At 59.4% G+C, this 18,795-nt stretch carries 18 protein-coding genes and 3 pseudogenes; 9 read left to right on the top strand and 12 right to left on the bottom strand.

The features are described from left to right. Position 1 precedes the first annotated feature (1 nt). From ACZ1GM_RS02695 to ACZ1GM_RS02680, 4 genes and pseudogenes are all read left to right on the top strand, one after another. A complete protein-coding gene (locus ACZ1GM_RS02695) occupies positions 2 to 487 on the top strand; it encodes an urease accessory protein UreE (RefSeq protein ID WP_472677651.1) in 486 nt (161 codons plus the stop codon). Further along, complete coding sequence (locus ACZ1GM_RS02690; RefSeq protein ID WP_472677649.1) at positions 480 to 1,211, top strand: urease accessory protein UreF; 732 nt, start codon at positions 480 to 482, stop codon at positions 1,209 to 1,211. The genes ACZ1GM_RS02695 and ACZ1GM_RS02690 overlap by 8 nt, the downstream gene beginning before the upstream one ends. Continuing rightward, positions 1,208 to 1,845 (top strand): annotated as a pseudogene (ureG, locus tag ACZ1GM_RS02685) (urease accessory protein UreG). The gene ACZ1GM_RS02690 and the pseudogene ureG overlap by 4 nt, the downstream one beginning before the upstream one ends. Further along, entirely contained in the window at positions 1,842 to 2,234 is a 393-nt protein-coding gene (locus tag ACZ1GM_RS02680) for a HupE/UreJ family protein (RefSeq protein ID WP_472677648.1), read from the top strand. Before ureG ends, ACZ1GM_RS02680 begins: the two are co-directional and overlap by 4 nt. Here ACZ1GM_RS02680 and ACZ1GM_RS02675 read toward each other — a convergent pair. Next, positions 2,205 to 2,729, bottom strand: a complete 525-nt coding sequence (locus ACZ1GM_RS02675) for an ureidoglycolate lyase (protein ID WP_472677647.1) — start codon at positions 2,727 to 2,729, stop codon at positions 2,205 to 2,207. The two genes, ACZ1GM_RS02680 and ACZ1GM_RS02675, sit on opposite strands and share 30 nt — an antisense overlap. A 79-nt stretch (positions 2,730 to 2,808) precedes the next feature. Here ACZ1GM_RS02675 and tkt point away from each other — a divergent pair, with 79 nt between their 5' ends. From tkt to ACZ1GM_RS02650, 5 genes and pseudogenes are all read left to right on the top strand, one after another. Next, complete coding sequence (gene tkt / locus ACZ1GM_RS02670; protein WP_472677646.1) at positions 2,809 to 4,803, top strand: transketolase; 1,995 nt, start codon at positions 2,809 to 2,811, stop codon at positions 4,801 to 4,803. After that, positions 4,800 to 5,456, top strand: coding sequence for a fructose-6-phosphate aldolase (gene fsa / locus ACZ1GM_RS02665; RefSeq protein ID WP_472677645.1), 657 nt, complete (start codon positions 4,800 to 4,802; stop codon positions 5,454 to 5,456). The genes tkt and fsa overlap by 4 nt, the downstream gene beginning before the upstream one ends. Then, positions 5,453 to 7,565, top strand: a pseudogene (locus ACZ1GM_RS02660) (malate synthase G). The gene fsa and the pseudogene ACZ1GM_RS02660 overlap by 4 nt, the downstream one beginning before the upstream one ends. Then, a complete protein-coding gene (locus ACZ1GM_RS02655; RefSeq protein ID WP_472677644.1) occupies positions 7,555 to 7,944 on the top strand; it encodes a hypothetical protein in 390 nt (129 codons plus the stop codon). Before ACZ1GM_RS02660 ends, ACZ1GM_RS02655 begins: the two are co-directional and overlap by 11 nt. Before the next feature lie 30 nt (positions 7,945 to 7,974). After that, positions 7,975 to 8,883 carry a LysR family transcriptional regulator gene (locus ACZ1GM_RS02650; RefSeq protein WP_472677643.1) on the top strand — a complete coding sequence of 303 codons (909 nt, stop codon included), beginning with the start codon at positions 7,975 to 7,977 and terminating at the stop codon, positions 8,881 to 8,883. On the opposite strand, the gene ACZ1GM_RS02645 is transcribed toward ACZ1GM_RS02650, so the two are convergent. The 11 genes and pseudogenes from ACZ1GM_RS02645 to trbB all read right to left on the bottom strand — a co-directional run bounded on the left by ACZ1GM_RS02645 (position 8,859) and on the right by trbB (position 18,446). Beyond that, positions 8,859 to 9,098 (bottom strand): DUF2274 domain-containing protein, encoded by a 240-nt coding sequence (locus ACZ1GM_RS02645; RefSeq protein ID WP_472677642.1) that lies wholly within the window; start codon positions 9,096 to 9,098, stop codon positions 8,859 to 8,861. The genes ACZ1GM_RS02650 and ACZ1GM_RS02645 overlap by 25 nt on opposite strands. Next, entirely contained in the window at positions 9,095 to 10,261 is a 1,167-nt protein-coding gene (locus ACZ1GM_RS02640) for a TraB/TrbI/VirB10 family type IV secretion system protein (protein ID WP_472677641.1), read from the bottom strand. Before ACZ1GM_RS02640 ends, ACZ1GM_RS02645 begins: the two co-directional genes overlap by 4 nt. Next, a complete protein-coding gene (gene trbG / locus ACZ1GM_RS02635; protein WP_472677640.1) occupies positions 10,258 to 11,256 on the bottom strand; it encodes a P-type conjugative transfer protein TrbG in 999 nt (332 codons plus the stop codon). The genes ACZ1GM_RS02640 and trbG overlap by 4 nt, the downstream gene beginning before the upstream one ends. Continuing rightward, positions 11,256 to 11,936 (bottom strand): conjugal transfer protein TrbF, encoded by a 681-nt coding sequence (trbF, locus tag ACZ1GM_RS02630; RefSeq protein ID WP_472677639.1) that lies wholly within the window; start codon positions 11,934 to 11,936, stop codon positions 11,256 to 11,258. Before trbF ends, trbG begins: the two co-directional genes overlap by 1 nt. Positions 11,937 to 11,943: 7 nt before the next feature. Next, positions 11,944 to 13,258, bottom strand: a pseudogene (gene trbL / locus ACZ1GM_RS02625) (P-type conjugative transfer protein TrbL). Between the two features lies 1 nt (position 13,259). Then, positions 13,260 to 13,595, bottom strand: coding sequence for a putative entry exclusion protein TrbK-alt (gene trbK-alt, locus ACZ1GM_RS02620; protein WP_472677638.1), 336 nt, complete (start codon positions 13,593 to 13,595; stop codon positions 13,260 to 13,262). A gap of 6 nt (positions 13,596 to 13,601) precedes the next feature. Further along, positions 13,602 to 14,360, bottom strand: a complete 759-nt coding sequence (gene trbJ / locus ACZ1GM_RS02615; protein WP_472677637.1) for a P-type conjugative transfer protein TrbJ — start codon at positions 14,358 to 14,360, stop codon at positions 13,602 to 13,604. Beyond that, complete coding sequence (gene trbE, locus ACZ1GM_RS02610) at positions 14,357 to 16,834, bottom strand: conjugal transfer protein TrbE (RefSeq protein WP_472677636.1); 2,478 nt, start codon at positions 16,832 to 16,834, stop codon at positions 14,357 to 14,359. The genes trbJ and trbE overlap by 4 nt, the downstream gene beginning before the upstream one ends. A gap of 3 nt (positions 16,835 to 16,837) precedes the next feature. Beyond that, complete coding sequence (locus tag ACZ1GM_RS02605) at positions 16,838 to 17,113, bottom strand: VirB3 family type IV secretion system protein (protein ID WP_472678612.1); 276 nt, start codon at positions 17,111 to 17,113, stop codon at positions 16,838 to 16,840. Between the two features lie 11 nt (positions 17,114 to 17,124). Continuing rightward, on the bottom strand, positions 17,125 to 17,442 hold the full coding sequence (locus tag ACZ1GM_RS02600; protein ID WP_472678611.1) for a TrbC/VirB2 family type IV secretion system protein: 318 nt from the start codon (positions 17,440 to 17,442) through the stop codon (positions 17,125 to 17,127). Positions 17,443 to 17,465: 23 nt separating this feature from the next. Then, positions 17,466 to 18,446, bottom strand: coding sequence for a P-type conjugative transfer ATPase TrbB (trbB, locus tag ACZ1GM_RS02595; protein ID WP_472677635.1), 981 nt, complete (start codon positions 18,444 to 18,446; stop codon positions 17,466 to 17,468). Between the last annotated feature and the right edge of the window lie 349 nt (positions 18,447 to 18,795).

Here is an 18,795-nt window from a genome sequence, read left to right as displayed (position 1 = left end):
TATGACCGAACCCACTCTCATCAGCACCATTGTTGAAGATGCATCCCAGGCGAGTGACAGTGTTGCGCTCGATTACGATGCTCGCAGCAAGCGCCGCGCGGTTTGGACCACAGCGAGCGGTAAGAAAATTCTGCTCGATCAGGAGCGACCCACAACACTTCGATCTGGTCAGGGCTTCGAGCTATCTGACGGCTCGGTCATAAGGATTGAAGCGGCTGAAGAAGACCTCATTGCCATCGCGACGCCAAGCGTTGAGCTTTTGACACAACTGGCGTGGCATCTCGGAAATCGGCACTTACCCACTCAGGTAATAGCTAGCATTGATGGGGTTAGCCTCCATATTAGGGCCGACCACGTCATCGAGGAAATGGTCGTAGGGCTTGGCGGGCAAACTCGCAGAATTCGGGCTGGTTTCGATCCTGAGCGCGGAGCCTACGCTCGTGATGCCCAGCATAAAGATCATCAGAATGGTCATGCGCATGGCTAAACAAACAGATGATCGAAGCTGGCTCTACAGCACTCTCAGTTGGATGTCGCCCTCTTGGCCAATTGGCGCCTTTGCCTATTCGAGCGGACTCGAATGGGCTCATGAAGCGGGCTGGCTTAATGATGCCAGTGCGGTGGCGGAATGGATCCGCGATAGTCTCGACTGCGGTAGTCTTTCAGCGGATGCCGCCTGTTTTGTCCGATGCTTTAAACCATTGGATGGAAATGCTGGTGCTGTCGAGTTCAAAGAACTGGCTACTTTTTCGCTTGCTGCTCAAATTTCGCGAGAACGCTCCATTGAAGCGACTGCGCAGGGCGATGCTTTCCGCGCGATCGCCATAAACGCTAACAGGCAGGTGCACCCCGGCAAGGTCGCCGCCTATGAACGGGCGACAAGCCGCATCGAAAAGGGAGAACTGCCTTATCCGGTGGCAGCTGGCGTATTGTTTGCTATTTTTAGAGTTCCAATAGAAGCGGCGCTGCTGGCTTTTCTGCACGCCACAGTTGCCAACCTATTGTCAGCTTCCCAGCGCATCGTGCCGCTAGGACATACAGACACTCAAGTGCTTGCCTCCACTTTGCAGCATGACGTCCAGCACGCCGTCGACACCAGTCTCGAACGGCGCATACTCCCCATAGAACAGGCATTCGCAAGCGCCAATCTCGCCGCTGAAATTGCCTGTATCCAACATGAAACGCAATACACGAGGCTTTTCAGGACATGACCAACAAGAGGCTCTCACCACTCAGAGTAGGGATCGGCGGCCCCGTTGGAACCGGCAAGACCGCGCTTATGGACGCCCTTTGTAAACGGCTCCGCAATCAGCTCGAAGTCGCTGCCATTACAAATGATATCTATACCAAAGAGGATGCAGAGTTTCTACTTCGCGCGGGCTCCCTCGCAGCAGACCGTATCGTGGGTGTTGAAACAGGTGGTTGTCCCCATACGGCGATCAGGGAAGACGCATCGATGAACCTTGCGGTACCGTCGAGGACATTACCGCTCGCCATGATGGGCTCGATCTCATCCTCATCGAAAGCGGCGGAGACAATCTGGCTGCGACATTCAGCCCGGAACTGGCTGACCTCACAATCTACGTCATCGATGTGTCGGCGGGCGACAAAATTCCCAGAAAGGGTGGTCCGGGTATTACACGGTCGGATCTTCTCGTCATCAACAAGACCGACCTTGCGCCCTTGGTGGGAGCGGATCTGGACGTGATGGACCGGGATGCCCGGCGCATGCGTGGTCAGCGGCCATTTGTGTTTGCGAACATCAAAGCGGGAACTGCTGTTGAGGAGATTGCTAATTTCCTCATCGAAAACGGCGGCCTGCCAATTGAAGGAGACGACTTGTGAAGAAGCTGACGCCAATGAAAACTGGGGCGACGCTTGCCTTGCTCACCATGTCGGCAAGCGGGGCTGCGCATGAAGGTCATCATCTAGCTGATCATGCTCTTATGAGCGGACTCCTACATCCTCTCACCGGTATTGAGCATCTTGTCGGACTTCTGGGTTTAGGCAGCGTGATTGGGGTTGCGAGCGCGATACGGTTGCGAGAGGAATCATATCTGCTCCCGATGCTGCTACTCTCAGTGGCTTGTCTTGTACTGTCACTAGGTAAGGCCAATGGGGCCTTTGCTATCGGCTTCTTTGCATCAAGCCTCTTGCTGTCGGGCGTTGCATACGCGCTTGGAAGATTCCTGACCGAGAAGGGTTCAGATTGGCAACAATCCCGCAAGTTCTGATTCTTCAATACACACTTTCTGATCATCGAGGAGGAGCACCTCCTCGCAGTCTTCTTCTCGTGCAACTCGGTCGATAACGAGGAAATCGCTCATCTCGCCGAGCGCCAAACAAAAGTGGTGCCAAGTGCCAGCGGAAAACTGGATACCCTGAGTGCCCTTCGCAGCGAATACGCGAATGCCATCGCTATCAAGATCGCCAGCAGGTGCGACGACCACCAGAAAGGGATTGCCGCTGAGTGGTACAAAGGCTTGCGAACCCTGCCGATGCCTTTCCATTGCCTCGACGATGAAAGGCATGGAGCGTGGTTTGGCACGGTAAATATGGATTGCCGGGTGGCCTGACGCGCGCCCGCAATCAGGCCGCGCAAGTTCTGCAAACTTTAGACACGTGCCGTTGTTGATGATTGACGCGGACGATTCATCGCCAGCTTCAATCACGTCCCCAAAGGGGCGAAACGCATCATCTGTCAACTGCTCTACGGGAACTGCCTTCATCTACTCTGCCTCTTTCCAATCAATCTTGCTTAAACGTTTAATCAAAGCTAGGCCAGAGAGAATTCTGAAAGGAGTAAGGGTGGAAAAAGCCGAACAATCTCTGACTGAAATGGCGACCATGTTGCGGGTGCTATGCGCCGATATGGTCGAAAATGCCGGATCGGGCCATCCCGGTATGCCCATGGGCATGGCGGATGCAGCGACCGTCCTGTTTGCAAACCATCTCAGATTTGACCCGCAAAACCCGCAATGGGCTGCTCGCGATCGCTTTGTCCTTTCTGCAGGGCACGGATCGGCGCTTATCTACGCACTACTTCACTTGATCGGTCTTCCGGAGATGGGCCTTGAGCAGTTGCAGACATTGCGTCGGAAAGGCAGCCTTACACCTGGACACCCTGAGCACGGCCACACAGCAGGGATCGAATGCACTACGGGCCCTCTTGGCCAAGGCTTCGCGACGTCCGTTGGTATGGCGATCTCTGAAAAAAAGCTCCGCGCTGAGCTAGAGTCCGACATCGCGTCGCATCGCGTCTTCGCTATCGCAGGGGATGGCTGCCTGATGGAAGGCATTAGCCATGAAGCGACCGCGCTTGCTGGTCACTTACAACTCGACAACCTCACGGTCTTGTTCGACGACAACTCAATTTCCATCGACGGAAAGATCTCAATCACGTCCTCGGAAGACGTTCTGTCACGCTTTTCTTCTTACGGGTGGAACACCATCAAAGTTGATGGGCATTCCCAGCCGTCGGTCAATCAGGCGCTTCTTCAGGCCAAAGATGCATGTCGACCTACCCTGATTGCCTGCAAAACCAAAATTGGGTTTGGCGCACCGACTAAAGCCGGCAAGGCTGCCATTCATGGTGCGCCGCTGGGGCCTGACGAAGTGACCGGACTACGAAAACTCGTAGGCTGGGAATCAGAACCGTTTCATCTCCCCAACAGGCTTTTGGAAATGTGGCGCGAAGTAGGGCGTCGCAACGCAAATTTGCATCGGGATTGGCAGAGCCGCCTAACTGCCGAGAACGGCAAGGTTCGCTCTCGCCTTAAGGCTATTGAACAGGGGCAGTTGCCTGCTCTCTCAACGGAGGCTGTCGAATCGCTGCGCGCCGTTGCTTTGGCACAATCAGATCCGCAAGCGACACGAGTATCGTCCAAGAACGCGCTCGAAAGCATCGTCCCTGAAATGCCTTCGCTTGTTGGAGGTTCGGCTGACTTGAGCGGATCGAACGGCACAAGAACGGATCATCACTCGGACTTCAGCAACGAAATTAGGTCAGGCAACTATATCCGTTACGGAGTGCGCGAACACGCTATGGCCGCAATAATGAACGGTATAGCTCTGTCCGGGGCATACACACCCTATGGCGGAACGTTTCTGGTGTTTAGCGACTATTGCCGCCCAGCGATCCGCTTGTCAGCCCTAATGCGGCTTCGAGTGATCTACGTCTTCACGCATGACTCCATCGGTTTGGGTGAGGACGGACCAACCCACCAACCCGTTGAGCATCTGGCCAGCCTGCGCCTAATTCCTGGCCTACAGGTCTTGCGGCCTGCAGACGCCGTCGAGGTCGCCGAATGTTGGGAGATGGCACTCAACAGTGACGGGCCGACCGCCTTGGTTTTGTCTCGCCAGAATCTCCCTCAGTTCCGCGTTCATGCAGACAAGAACCTTAGCACCAATGGAGCCTATCGAGTTGCCTCGTGCCAAGAGCCTGCGGATGTGAGAATTTTTGCAAGCGGATCCGAAGTCCATTTGGCGATAGAGGCCGGAGAACACCTTATGAAGGAAGGGGTCAAAACCGAGGTCTTTTCGGTTCCCCGTCTCGACCGTGTGGCCCGCTCCGATTCCGAGCAATCAACACACAAGACACTGCCCGCGCTCCAAGTCGCGATCGAGGCTGGGTTGCCAGATCCTTGGCGACCGATTGTCGGAGATGAGGGCTTGATCTTTGGCGTCGATCCTTTCGGTGAATCCGCGTCCGCCAAAGAGCTTTTTGAGCAATTCGGACTGACACCCGAGCAGGTCGTCGCACGGATACAGAATCATCTAAATTCAAAGGTACAAAAATGAAATTCTTTGCAGACACAGCCGAACTCGACGACATTAAAGAACTCGCCGCAACCGGCCTCCTCGATGGCGTCACCACCAATCCTACACTGATCGCCAAGTCGGGTCGCGATTTTATGGAAGTGACGAAGGAAATCTGCGATATCGTTGACGGTCCGATCAGCGCCGAAGTTGTCGCATTGGACCATGAGACGATGATGAAAGAGGCAGAAGTCCTGCGCAAGATCGCGGACAATGTCTGCATCAAGGTGCCGCTGACGATTGATGGCCTGAAGACCTGCAAGTCGCTGACCAGCGACGGTACAATGGTCAACGTCACGCTGTGTTTCTCTGCCAATCAGGCGCTGCTTGCAGCCAAGGCCGGGGCGAGCTTCATCAGCCCGTTTGTCGGGCGGCACGATGACAACGGCTTCAACGGAATGGAACTGATCGAAGATATCCGTCTGGTTTATGACAACTACGATTACGGCACAGAAATCCTGGTCGCGAGCGTGCGGCATGTGATCCACGTGCTGGAAAGCGCAAAGATCGGCGCCGATGTTATGACCGCTCCGCCAAAGGTTATCCAGCAACTCTTCAATCACACGCTGACTGACAAGGGCATCGAGGGCTTTTTGAAAGACTGGAAAACGACCGGACAGAGTATTTTAGCGTGACTGCTTTTTCCCCTCGTTCGAGGATTCAGATCGATACCAATCTTGCCGAATTTCTGGAGCAAGAGGTGCTTGAGCCGCTGGGACGCGATGTGGTCGCTTTCTGGGATGGCTTTACGAAACTGCTGTCAGACTTTGCGCCGCGCAATGCCGCGCTGCTCGCGAAACGCGAAGACCTACAGACAAAGATCGATGCATGGCATCAGGAACGCTCCGGACAGCCGCATGATAGGGCGGCGTACAAGGCGTTTCTGCAAGAGATTGGCTATCTGGTGCCAGAGCCCGGCGACTTTCAGATCGGCACGCAGAATGTCGATGCCGAGATCGCCACCATGGCGGGCCCTCAGCTAGTCGTTCCGGTTCTCAATGCGCGCTTCCTGCTCAATGCGGTCAATGCGCGCTGGGGCAGTCTCTATGATGCCTTTTACGGCACCGATGCGCTCGATGCCCCACCAGCCAAGCCAGGTGGGTATGACAAGGAACGCGGCGATGCGGTGATCGCAAAGGGACGACGTTTTCTTGATGTTGCGCTGCCGCTGGTCGATCAGAGCTGGGCTGATCTGGCTGACGAGAATGACGGCAAGCTGCAAGATGAAAGCCAGTATGTTGGCAGAACTGAGAAAGGCTTACTGTTCAAAAACAACGGTCTGCATATCGAAGTTGTGTTCGATGGCCAGCACCCTGTGGGTAAGACCGACAAGGCCGGTATCGCTGACATTATCTGCGAAAGCGCGCTGACCACTATTGCCGATTGTGAGGATCTCGGTTGCGGCGGTTGATGCGGAGGACAAGCTGCTCGCATATACGAACTGGCTGGGTGTCATTCGCGGCGACTTGGAGGAAAGCTTTGAGAAGGGCGGCAGCACGCTGACCCGCAAGCTCGCCGGAAACAAGGATTATACTGACCGTCATGGCGAGGCGCACAGCCTTTCCGGTCGAAGCCTGCTATTTGTCCGCAATGTCGGGCATCTGATGACCAATCCGGCAATCCGCCTCGCTGATGGTTCAGAAGTGCCAGAAGGCATTATGGACGCGGTGTTCACCAGCGCGATCAGCACGATCGATGTTGAAGAGCACGCTCGATACGGTAACTCGCGCCACGGCAGCATCTATATCGTGAAGCCCAAGATGCATGGGCCGGAAGAATGCGCCTTCACCAACGACCTGTTCAACGCGGTTGAAGATCTGCTCGGCCTGCCGCGACACACGATCAAGGTTGGCGTGATGGATGAGGAGCGCCGGACCAGTGCGAACCTTGGTGCCTGCATTGAGGCGGTGAAGGATCGTATCGTCTTCATCAACACCGGCTTCCTTGATCGCACTGGCGATGAAATCCACACATCGATGCAGGCAGGCCCGATGATCCGCAAGGCTGAGATGAAGACCAGCACGTGGCTGTCCGCGTACGAGGCACGTAATGTAGGCATCGGCCTTAAGCACGGCCTGTCTGGCAAGGCGCAAATCGGCAAGGGAATGTGGGCCGCGCCGGACCTGATGGGGCAGATGTTGGTTGAGAAGATCGGCCATCTGAAGGCCGGCGCGAATACCGCGTGGGTGCCATCGCCGACCGCCGCGACGCTGCACGCGCTGCATTATCATCAGGCGGATGTGTTTGAGATTCAAAAGGGGCTGGGCGGCATTCCATCGGTCGATGACTTGCTGCAGATCCCGTTGGCGCAGGGCACCAATTGGTCAGAGGACGAGCTGCGCGAAGAGCTTGATAATAATTGTCAGGGTCTGCTCGGCTATGTCGTGCGATGGATTGACGCAGGGGTGGGGTGTTCCAAAGTGCCAGACATCAATGACGTTGGCCTGATGGAAGACCGTGCGACACTGCGTATCTCATCGCAGCATATGGCGAACTGGCTGCATCACGGCGTGGTGAGCGAGGATATGATCATGGATTCGCTGCGCCGGATGGCGGAGAAAGTCGATGCGCAGAATGCGGGCGATCCCTCTTACGAACCACTCAGCGGTAATGAAGGCGGGATCGCGTTCAAGGCGGCGAAAGATTTGATCTTCAAGGGCGTCGAGCAACCGAGCGGCTATACCGAACCACTGTTGCACGCATGGCGGATCAAGAAAAAGTGGGGAACAAAGGATGAGGACTGATCCGGGAGGAAAAGCGACAGCCAAGCAGTTGAGGCAAGAAATCGATAGGCTCGCTGAGCTTCAAGGCGCTCTTGGGAAAAATGAGGCGCGGGACGATGAGGGTTTTCGCAGGGAGTTGGCCGCACTTCGCCGAGAAGCGTGGGAGACGATCTTTGAAATACAAAAGACCGCCGATCAGTATTTCAGGGAGCTAGGAAACACCGAACTTCACAAAGAGTTCAAGACAAGATTTCAACACATGAAGGACACCGCCTTCGATCATCAAGCGAAGTGGCGCGGCCTCGACGTCGATCACAACAGCCCCAGCTATCAAGAGTCTGTCAGGAAGGTCATCAAGGCAAACAAAGAATTCACTGGTTGGGCAAAAACGAAATTCTGAACTCACTAGTCAAGCGCCAAAGAGATACGCATGCCTCTAGACCTTCGCCAACTCCGCTTTGCGGTGACTGCAGCTGAGAAGACCAGCTTTCTTCGCGCCGCCAAACACCTGAACGTCAAGCAGTCGACCCTGAGCAAGAAGGTCTCGGCGCTAGAGCACCGCCTGGGGATAGTGTTGTTCGAGCGCTCTACGCGCGGCGTCGTGCCAACCGACTCTGGAAAAGCATTTCTGGAAGTCGCGCGCAGGATAGTGAGGGATGTTGATAACCTTCAGGCAACCGCCAAGGCAGTTCGTTACGGCGAGGTAGGCCGCTTGATGGTTGGTTTTTCAGCGTCGCTTTCAACCGGAAATCTGCGTTTGCTGCTTGGTGATATGTTAGGAGGTTTTACGGATATCCAATTGGATGCCATGGAGGCTGGCCCAGATCGCCTGATAGCAAACCTTCAAGCGCGCATCGTTGACATCGCAATCGATCCGGGTCCGCTCGAAGAAGCCGGTATTTTCAAACGTTGGTTATGGTCAGAGCGGCTTATGGTCGTGTTGCCGCAAGAACACTCACTACTTGATCAAGAAACGATTCTCTGGACTGATCTACGCAATTCTGTGTTCGTAATGCCTAGTGATTGTTCGGGCCCGGTGATTTCCGAACAGATCCGAAAACGGCTTGGAAGCCATGGTTTCAACGCTCAGATAGTCACCCAAGATACAAGCAGCGAAACGATTGCCGCAATGGTGCCCTACGGAAAGTTTCTGACAATTGTTCCCGAAAGCGCAACCGGCTCCCGTCGCAACGATACTGCTTTTCGCGAGATTTCAGAGCCGGTAGGTTTTGCACATCTTGACTTCTACGCCTGGTGGCGCGAAGACAATGACAATCCGGCACTTGCCCGGTTCTTCAAGCTGATCAATGAGCGCTATCCGCTGTCGGCGGCAAGCTGAGCCTGTTTGCGCGCCTTTGCAAACTCGTGATCGGTGGCAATGAAGCGCTCCAGCATTGGCGGTATCACTTTGTCTGGTTGAGGTGCGCCGCGGGCGTCGCCGCCGTTGAGCACCAGACCGCAGGCAACGAGATCGCGATGCAACCGCGTGGGTAGCTCGATAGAGAGCTTGATCGGTTTCTCATCGGTGATGTCGGAAAGCTTGAGTCGGGTCATGCGCCGCCGTCCAGCACGATATCACGGGTCACCAAAACGCGCACCGGATAGCCGGGACGGATCGTCAGCGTCGGGCGAATATCGAGTTCGCGCGCAACGATCTGTTCGCCTGCGCGTCCCACGCTTTCCTGACTGCCACGCCGCAAAGCGCGCACCAGGTCGCCATCGCCGCCGGAGCCCAGTCCGTTGCCGATGCCCAGAAGCGTCGAGACAAACGCAGCTTTCGATACGCCGCCCCAGTGATAATCGACACCGTCTTCCAGTCCAGCATAGCCGGAGGGATCGGCCGCGGGCTGGCGTTCGAGCACGATTGAGCGGCCATCGGGCAGGATCAGCCGGTTCCAGGCCAGAAGAACGCGGCGCTGGCCAAAGCCGACATCTGATTCGTAGTCGCCGATCAAGCGCCCACCCTGCGGAATCAGCAGTCGCCGCCCGGTCAGGCTGTCATAGACATTCTCGGTCACCTGCGCGGTCACGAGGCCGGGCTGGTCGGAGCGGATGCCCGTGATCAGCGCGGCCGGAATGACCGATCCGGCTTGCAAAAGCGTCGGTGAAGGCGCGGCCTCAAGCCTCTCAAGCGAAGCGGTGCGGCGTTCGGCAGGACGATCGAGAAAGGACGGCGGAGCGATAGGAGCCGCCGCCTGGCCGAGTGCCGGAGCTGACGGGACTGCAGGCAACGCCTGCGCGGCACTGGCCGCGGTCGATCCGCCGCCGAAAAACAGGCGACTGCCTCTTGCAGCTTCGCGTTCCTGTTCGAGCTGCCGGCGCGCTGCTTCCTCGGGACTGATACCCTGCGGTGGAGGCGGCTGCGCACCCACCGGCGGCAGTTTGGCTACGGCTCCGCGATCCTGTGCATTCAGGATAGGCTCGCCGAGATCGCCGGGCAGCGGCGGCCCGAGTTGCGGCACTTGGGAGTAGTCTTGAGGCGCAGATGCCAGCCCATCCGCAACCGCTATACCATCGGTGTTGAACTGTTCTTCTCCGTCCTCTTGCGACGCCGGTTGCAGCGCAAAAATCAGTGCACCGCCTACCAGAGCCAATCCTACTGCGCTGGCGACGCCGATTGCCTTTCGCGAAAGCCGCACCACGCGAGGGCTTTCCCCGCGAAGGCGCGTGATAGATTCGGCGTCTTCGGCTCGGTCCGTTTCGGCCTCACCGCTCACGATCTGTCCCTCGCGCGATTGGTGATTTTGACCCGGATCTGCCTGCGCCCTGCACCCAGCCGCAGTTCCGCCTTGTGAAACAGGCGGTCGACGATCAAGTAACGAGCGTTCACGCGGTAATTGACCAGTTCGGCCTCGCCCTCCTCGCCGATAACGAAGAAGGGCGGCATTTCCCCTTGGGCAATGTCAGGCGGAAATTCGACCAAGGTGCGCCGTCCGTCATCGAACACGCGGATGGGTCGCCAGTCGGGCTTGTCGCCGGAAATGCGATAAGCAAAATTGAGGCTCTCGACCGTAAATCCTTCGGCAATCGGTGCGGTGCGCGCTTCCTCTGCTGCTTCTCGGCGCAGAGCAATCACCTCGTCTTCGGGATAGTGCCAGCTGACCGAGGCCATATAGACGCGCGCATTGGCGCGCAGTTCGACATGATAGGTGCGCCGGTCGGTGTTGATGACGAGGTTGGTGGTGATGTCGGGGCGGGTTGGTTTGACGAGGATATGCACGCGCGTCGTCTCCCCCGAACCGCTCAGCGTATCGCCGATCATCCAGCGCACCGTATCGCCAGCTGCGACCGGGCCGGGACCAACCAGCTTCTCGCCTTCCTGGAGCGCGATGTCAGTCACCTGGCCGGGCTTGGCGTAGACTTGGAACAATGCGCCCTCGCTATAGGCATAGCGTTGGATGGCATTGTCGAACCCTGCATCCTCAGGCTCGACGCGGGCGGAATCATTCGCCGCTCCCACTTGGCTCTCGGGGTCGGGGTCGGGATCGGAGCCAGGGGAGCGGCGCGCGGCAGTGGGGGAGGCCTGCCGCGATAGCGAGTTCGTCAAAATAAGAGGCGATTGCGCAATGTGGGGCGGCGAGCGCAGGAGAGCGCCGATGAGAACGGCCATAGCCTGCGCCTGTGGTGCAGGCGTTGCCTGAACCGGCGCTGCGAAAGCGAGGGAAGCGAGACCGACGAAAGCGATCTTGCGTGAGTGTGGCGGACGGGACATCAGCCGAGCTCCTTTGACCAGTTGATGGAAGTAACGAAAATGCCGAGCGGGTTCTTGACGAGTGTATCGGGACTGCGGGGAGGCTGGACTGTGACACCAAGGATCGCAGTCCAGCGGCTCGTCTCGGCCAGCGCACCGTCGCGGTAGCGCCGCTCGACCCAGGCTACCCGGAAGCTGCGGGATGAAGCGCGGATCACGCTTGTGACATCGACCGCGACCTGTTCGCGGTCGATCATCGCAAAAGGATCATTGAGCCTCGCATAGTCATTGAGCGCCAGCGCCCCTCTGTCGCTCGCGAAATCATAGGCCCTCAGCCAGTTCTCGCGCACGACGATTGCGTCGTCGGGGATGGCGCGGACATGCTCGATGAAACGGGCGAGATGGAATGCGATCTGCGGATCGGTGGGCGCGAACTCGGCATCGGCAGGCGCGACGCTGCGCGCCTCGCCGAGCTTGTCGACTTCGACCACCCAAGGGACGATGGTGCCGCGCGCATTCTGCCACACAAGACTGCCAGTCAGAATGGCGGAAAGTCCGAGCGCGCCGAAGAAAGCATAGCGCCAGCTGCGCGCCTGGACGCGTGCCGAGCCGATACGTTCGTCCCAGACCTGCGCAGCGCGCTGATAGGGTGTCTCGGGCTGAGGCGTCTTGCCGTATCGGATTGAGGGGCGTTTGAACATTTTAGAATCAATCCTTCTCTTTGGTGTCGATGGACGAGCCTGCGCCGTGGCCGTCGCCGGCACGCACCGTGTGCGCGGCCAGCGATGCCGAATGTCCGAGGCTCGGGCGCTGCTTCATGCTCTTGGCCCAGGCGGGCGGAGCGCTCGGCAATCCGGCATCGGGAGCAGGTGCATCGGGGGCGGGCGCGATCCGGCTCGCCCATATTGGCGACTGAGGCGCGTGCACCTTCGCGAAAACTGCCTTTTGCGCGTGAAGCCGCATTGCGCAGTGGCGACATGACCGCGCCTCCTGCGGCGCGGCCGACCCCGGCCAGACCGCCTGCGACCGCTGCACCGCCGGTTTTTCCGGCAGAGCCCGTGGCATAAGCCATGCTCGCACCGCCTGCGGCGCGCGAAGTTCCTTGTGCGATAGAGGAGGCTGCGCTGGCCGCAACACCACCAGCGAGTTTGGCCCCTGCAACGCCGCCGACGGCTGCGCCGCCTGCCAGCAAAGCCGTTCCTGCAGCAGCGCCTGCGCCGAGCTGCGGCCCGCCTGCGACGATCCCATTGGCGATGCCCGGACCGAATATGCCAAGGCCGAGCAGCGTCAGGCTGGCGAGCACGATGGCCAGTGCATCTTCGATGGTTGGCTCGCCGGGAATGGCGCTGGTAAACTCTGCGAACAGAGTCGAGCCGATGCCGATGATGACGGCGAGCACGAGTACCTTGATGCCCGAGGAGACCACATTGCCGAGCACGCGCTCGGCCATAAAAGCGGTTTTTCCGAAGAGACCGAACGGAATGAGCACAAAGCCTGCGAGCGTCGTCAGCTTGAACTCGATCAGCGTGACGAAAAGCTGGATCGAGAGGATGAAGAAGGCCGTGACAACCACCGCCCAAGCGATCAGCAGAATGACGATCTGCAGGAAGTTCTCGAAGAAGCTCACATAGCCAAGCAAATCGGCCATCGATTCAAGAAGCGGCCAGGCGGCATCGATCCCGACCTGCGCGACCCGTCCGGGCTGCAGGAATTCCCCCGCTCCGAGCCCGGAGCCGCTGGCCTTGAAGCCGAGCCCGGCAAAGCTGTTGAAGACGATATTGGCGAGCGCGCTCCAATTGCCGATGATATATGCAAAGATGCCGACAAAGAGCGTTTTCTTGACGAGGCGGGCAAGGATGTCGTCGTTCTCGCCCCAGCTCCAGAACAGCGCGGCGAGCGTCACGTCGATCACGATCAGCGTGGTCGCGATAAAGGCGACCTCGCCTGAAAGCAGACCGAAACCGCTGTCGATATATTGAGAGAAGATCGCGAGGAAACGATCGACAACACCGGTGCCGCCCATGTCAGTCCTCCTCAGGCTGTGTGGAGGCCGGGAAGCCTGCCATGGGCGAAGCGAGATCGGTATCGATCCCGGAATACGCCTCCGGGTGTTCTACGCCGAAGAAGCGCTGCCGCTTTTCGGCCCAGGCCGCGCGGCAATCGGGTGAAGACAGGGCGCGTTCGCCCATCTGAGCGCAGGCGCGCAGCTGCGCAGGAAGCGGATCGCCATCGGGCACCCAAACGCTTCGCATGGGTTCATCGCGCGGCGCAGGCTCCTCGCGCATCTGCACAAGGGTCATGGCGAGCGCGATGCCGACGAACACGGCCGCACCGATCCGCGCAAGGAGCTTGCCATCCATGAGTGTCTAGTTCCCGCGGCGCTGATTTGCGCCCGGCGTGTAGCGCGGACGAGTAGCGAGGAACCGCCGTAACTGCTCGCGTGCCTGTGCCTTGGCAGCGGCGCGTTCGGCAGCGTCGAGCGCCTGCGCCCGACCTGTGGCTGCAAGTGTGGCGGTCAAATCGGAAAGCTGGCGTGCCTGAAGCGCCAGCAGCTGATTGCCGGCTTGGGCGGCCTGCAAGGCGCCTGAGGCGGACTGGCTGGCACTCACCAGACTGCCAATCGCTTCGCGCGAACCATCGATATTGGCGACGGTGCCCGCCTGGACCTTCAGTGCGTCCTCGAAGGCGGCGACGCCGTTCTGCCAACGGGTTTCTGCGCTTGTCACCATCGCCTGCTGCGAGGCACCCAGCGGAATGTTCTTGTAGTGCTGGTCGAAAGCGCTCTCGATCTTGCGGACATCGTAGGCGAGGCGCTGTGCTTCGTTCAGCAATTGCTGGGTCTGCTGGATTTGGTCCTGCAAGGGCTGCACGATCGTCAGCGGCAGGCTCTGGAGGTTCCTCGCTTCATTGATAAGCGAATCCGCCTGGTTCTGCAGCATACGGATCTGATTGTTGATCTGCTCCAGCGTCCGCGCGGCGGTGAGCACGTTCTGCGCATAATTGGAGGGGTCATAGACGACCCCGCCGAACTGGGCATGCGCGGGTGTCGATACCAAAGCGCTGGAACCCGCCAAGGCGAGTGCGGCCCCCACGGCGAAGCTGCGGGCAATTCTTAGACGGGTCATTTCAGGTCTCCTTTTGGTGGGTTTGGGGGATTGGATGTTGGCGCATCGCCGCCGAGCAGGTCGGCAGCCCATTCGAGCCCGCGGTACTTCAGCCAATGGGCGGCAAAGCCAGCGCGGCCATGCTCTTGGGCGATGCGGGAAATGGCGAGCTGGACGCTCTTGGAAGACGCGGCAGTGAATGCGAGCGCCACTTCGCCGAGACCCAGCTCGAACAGGCGATTGCCGCGCGCAGACTGGCAATAATAATCGCGCTTGGGTGTTGCCCGGCTGAGGATTTCGATCTGGCGATCGTTCAGGCCAAAGCGGCGATAGATGCCGAGAATTTGCGGTTCGATTGCCCGGTCATTGGGAAGGAAGATGCGCGTCGGGCAGCTTTCGATGATTGCAGGAGCCATCGCTGAGGTTTCGATGTCGGCGAGGCTTTGCGTTGCGAAGACGACGCTCGCATTCTTCTTGCGCAGTGTCTTGAGCCATTCGCGCAATTGCGCGGCGAATGCCGGGCTGTCGAGCACCAGCCAACCCTCATCGATGATGATGAGTGTGGGCGAGCCATTGAGCCATCCTTCGATCCGGTGGAAGAGATAGGAGAGCACAGCGGGCGCCGCCGCCGATCCAGCCAGCCCTTCGGTCTCGAAGGCCTGGAAACTCGCTTCGCCGAGCCGCTCGCTCTCGGCATCGAGCAACCGTCCGAATGGCCCGCCGATGCAATAGGGTGCCAAAGCCTGCTTGAGCGGCTGCGATTGCAGCAGCACGGCAAGGCCGGTGAGCGTGCGCTCGGCAACAGGAGCAGTCGCGAGCGAAGTCAGTGCCGACCAGAGGTGGTCCTTGGTGACGGGATCGACCGTGATGCCTTCGCCAACGAGGATCGTCCGGAGCCATTCGGAGGCCCAATTGCGCTCCGCCGGTTCGTCGATTCGCGCGAGCGGCTGCAGCAGGACCGCCTCTTCGCTGTCTTCGGAAAGGCCAAAACTGGTCAGAGAATTGCCCAGATCCTGCCAATCACCGCCGCAGGCGAGCGCGGCCGCGCGGATCGAACCGCCGAAGTCAAACGCGAAAATCTGCGAGCGAGGATAGCGGCGAAACTGCATCGCCATCATCGCGAGCAGCACCGACTTGCCCGCCCCGGTCGGGCCGACCACCAGACTGTGTCCGACATCGCCGACATGGAGCGAAAAGCGGAACGGGGTCGAGCCTTCGGTCCTCGCATAGAAGAGCGGCGGCGCCTCGAAATGCGCGTCGCGCTCCGGCCCGGCCCAGACTGCCGAAAGCGGCAGCATATGCGCCAGGTTCAATGTCGAGATGGGAGGCTGGCGAACGTTCGCATAGACTTGGCCGGGCAGCGATCCGAGCCAGGCTTCTATCGCGTTCATGCCTTCGGTCACGCAGGTGAAATCGCGGCCCTGGATGACCTTCTCGACAAGGCGCAGCTTTTCGGCGGCGAGCGCCGGATCTTCGTCCCACACGGTGACCGTTGCCGTGACCAATGCCAGCCCGACATGGTCGGCACCTAATTCTTGAAGTGCAGTATCGGCATCGTCGGCTTTGTTGGCGGCGTCGCTGTCGACCAGTACCGAGGCCTCATTGGTCATCACCTCTTTGAGGATCGCGGCCACCGATTTCCTTTTGGCGAACCATTGGCGGCGGATTTTGGAGAGCAGCTTGGTCGCGTCGGACTTGTCGAGCATGATCGCCCGGGTCGACCAGCGATAGGCAAAGCCTTGGGCATTCAATTCGTCGAGCAGGCCGGGAAAGGTCGCGCTCGGAAACCCGATCACGGTCAGCGTGCGCAGGTGGGCCGTGCCGAGCCGTGGTTCGAGACCGCCGGTCAGCGGCTCATCGGCGAGGAGTGCATCGAGATGCATCGGCGTTTCGGGAACGCGCACATTTTGCGCCCCGGTAGAGATGCAGCTGTGCAGATAGCTCAGTGTCTCGCCATCATCGAGCCATTGGGCCTCGGGAAAGAACCCTTCGAACAGGCGCAGCAGGCGATCGGTCCGGTCGGCAAATCCTTCGAGAAGTTCGCGCGGATTGATGCCTTTTTCTGCCTTGCCTTCATAGAGCCAGCTTTCCGCGCGTGCTGCGTCTTCGGCGGGCGGCATCCACAAGAGGGTGAGAAAATACCGGCTCTCGAAATGTGCGCCTTCCTCGGCGAACTGGGCCGCGCGTTCGCGTTCGACCAGAGCCGAAGACGGATCGGGAAACTCGCAGGCTGGATAGTTTAGTGCCGGACGGCGCACCGCTTCGACGAAGATCGCCCAGCCCGATCCCAAACGCCGCAGCGCGCTGTTGAGGCGCGCCGTTGTCGCGATCAATTCGGCAGGGGTCGCGCTGTCGAGGTCCGGCCCCCGAAAGCGCGCAGTGCGCTGGAAGCTGCCGTCCTTGTTGAGCACGATGCCGGGCGCGACAAGCGCCGCCCACGGGAGGAAGTCTGCGAGCCGGTCGGCCTTGTTTCGATATTCGCGCAGGCTCAGCATGGCTCAAACCTGCAGATGCGCGGGAAAGCGCAGATGTCGCCGCGCGACATCCACGAATTGCGGATCGCGCCGCGCGGCCCAGATGGCCGCCGCGTGACCGATCGCGAAGAACACAAGTCCGGCGACCCAGAGCTGTAATCCAAGCCCGATTGCGCCAGCAAGCGTTGCATTGGCAATTGCCAGACCGCGCGGGGCGCCACCCAATAGCATATGCTCAGTCAGCGCCCGGTGAACGGGAACTGCGAAGCCATTCGGGAGGCTGGATGCACCCGCTTCCATCAGACCCCCAATCACACCAAAGCTCCGCCGCCAAAGGAGAAGAAGGACAGGAAGAACGAAGACGCGGCAAAAGCGATCGACAGGCCGAAGACGATCTGGATGAGCCGCCTGAGGCCGCCCGATGTGTCGCCGAAGGCGAGCGCCAACCCGGTGGCGATGATGATGATCACCGCGACGATCTTGGCGACCGGACCCTGGATGGATTCGAGGATCGCCTGAAGCGGCGCTTCCCATGGCATGGACGAGCCAGCGGCATGGGCGGGACAGGCGATGGTGAGTGCGACGAAGCTGCCAAGAGCAAGGGCGGACAGGCGCGAGCGCGCCCCCAAACAAGCGCGGGTCAAGATGTGGGTCACGAGGGTTCTCCTGATGTGGGTGCAAGGGGTGCAAGGACATATTCGCCGTTCGCATCGAGGCCGCGCACTTCGGCCAGTTCGGCAAGACGACGTCCGGTGCCATCGCGGACGAGCACGGCGATCATGTCGATGGTCTCGGCGATCAGTGCGCGCGGCACGGTGACCACGCTTTCCTGAATCAGTTGCTCAAGCCTCCGCAGCGTGCCGAGCGCTGACCTGGCATGGATCGTGCCGATCCCGCCCGGATGACCGGTGCCCCAGGCCTTGAGGAGATCGAGCGCTTCAGCGCCGCGAACTTCGCCGATGGGAATACGGTCAGGCCGCAAGCGTAGAGCAGAACGAACCAAGTCGGACAGAGTGGCGACGCCGTCTTTCGTCCGCAGCGACACGAGATTGGGCGCTGCGCATTGCAGCTCCAGCGTATCTTCGATCAGAACCACACGGTCGGACGTGGATGCGACTTCGGCTAGCAATGCATTGGTGAGCGTGGTCTTGCCGGTCGAAGTGCCGCCAACGATCAGAATGTTCTTCTTCGCCGCGACGGCACCGGCAAGCGCTTGAGCCTGCCACTCAGTAATGATGCCCGCCGTCACGTAGTCGGCCAGCGAGAACACTGCGATCGCAGGCTTGCGGATGGCAAAGCTGGGAGCGGCAACGACAGGCGGCAGCAAACCTTCGAAGCGTTCGCCGCCTTCCGGGAGTTCAGCGGAGACGCGGGGTGCGCCCGCATTGACCTCCGCGCCAACATGATGCGCAACCAACCGGATGATCCGTTCGCTTGTCGCAGCACTCATCACGCAGTCGGTGGCAGCAAGGCCTTCACCTAGACGATCGATCCACAGGCGGCCATCGGGATTGAGCATGACCTCGATCACCGCTGGCTCTTCAAGCCAGTCGGCGATTTCGGCACCCAGCGCAGTACGCAACATGCGCGCGCCGCGCGACGATGCTTCGGATCGGATCGGAATGACGCTCATGGGTTGCCTCGGATTGGAGCAACCGACCGCCGGCTGCGCTTACGAGGCAGATCAAAAAGACATCAGACTGCCGTCAGGCAACAAGGATTTGTGGATGTCGTAGGGTAGCGAAAAGGAAGAAAGGAATGTCGGGATCGGAGCTGTAGGCCGGCTGTCCAGTTCACGGCTTGATCGCGTAGAAGCAGACGTTCGGCTGTCGCCAAATTTCACCTTGCATCACCTCAGGCCTTGTGGTTCGAAGACTTGAGAGAGTTGCACCGAAGCAGCCTGAGTGGACGGGTTGCGTCAGAGCATGCAGACGATCATATTGTTGTCCTGCACTACAACGCGCTAGAACCGCCTCCAAAAT

The sequence above is a fragment of the Qipengyuania sp. JB2-7 genome (genome assembly GCF_055693485.1).
Note: the sequence above shows the minus strand (reverse complement) of the source record. Positions and strands in the feature narration are given on the sequence as shown.

Excerpts from the sequence above, each read along its gene's own strand:
- ACZ1GM_RS02695 (WP_472677651.1), top strand. The coding sequence starts at position 2 with ATGACCGAACCCACTCTCATCAGCACCATTGTTGAAGATGCATCCCAG.
- ACZ1GM_RS02690 (WP_472677649.1), top strand. The coding sequence starts at position 480 with ATGGCTAAACAAACAGATGATCGAAGCTGGCTCTACAGCACTCTCAGT.
- ACZ1GM_RS02675 (WP_472677647.1), bottom strand. The coding sequence starts at position 2,729 with ATGAAGGCAGTTCCCGTAGAGCAGTTGACAGATGATGCGTTTCGCCCC.
- fsa (WP_472677645.1), top strand. The coding sequence starts at position 4,800 with ATGAAATTCTTTGCAGACACAGCCGAACTCGACGACATTAAAGAACTC.
- ACZ1GM_RS02655 (WP_472677644.1), top strand. The coding sequence starts at position 7,555 with ATGAGGACTGATCCGGGAGGAAAAGCGACAGCCAAGCAGTTGAGGCAA.
- ACZ1GM_RS02650 (WP_472677643.1), top strand. The coding sequence starts at position 7,975 with ATGCCTCTAGACCTTCGCCAACTCCGCTTTGCGGTGACTGCAGCTGAG.
- ACZ1GM_RS02645 (WP_472677642.1), bottom strand. The coding sequence starts at position 9,098 with ATGACCCGACTCAAGCTTTCCGACATCACCGATGAGAAACCGATCAAG.
- trbG (WP_472677640.1), bottom strand. The coding sequence starts at position 11,256 with ATGTCCCGTCCGCCACACTCACGCAAGATCGCTTTCGTCGGTCTCGCT.
- trbF (WP_472677639.1), bottom strand. The coding sequence starts at position 11,936 with ATGTTCAAACGCCCCTCAATCCGATACGGCAAGACGCCTCAGCCCGAG.
- trbK-alt (WP_472677638.1), bottom strand. The coding sequence starts at position 13,595 with ATGGATGGCAAGCTCCTTGCGCGGATCGGTGCGGCCGTGTTCGTCGGC.
- trbJ (WP_472677637.1), bottom strand. The coding sequence starts at position 14,360 with ATGACCCGTCTAAGAATTGCCCGCAGCTTCGCCGTGGGGGCCGCACTC.
- trbE (WP_472677636.1), bottom strand. The coding sequence starts at position 16,834 with ATGCTGAGCCTGCGCGAATATCGAAACAAGGCCGACCGGCTCGCAGAC.
- ACZ1GM_RS02605 (WP_472678612.1), bottom strand. The coding sequence starts at position 17,113 with ATGGAAGCGGGTGCATCCAGCCTCCCGAATGGCTTCGCAGTTCCCGTT.
- trbB (WP_472677635.1), bottom strand. The coding sequence starts at position 18,446 with ATGAGCGTCATTCCGATCCGATCCGAAGCATCGTCGCGCGGCGCGCGC.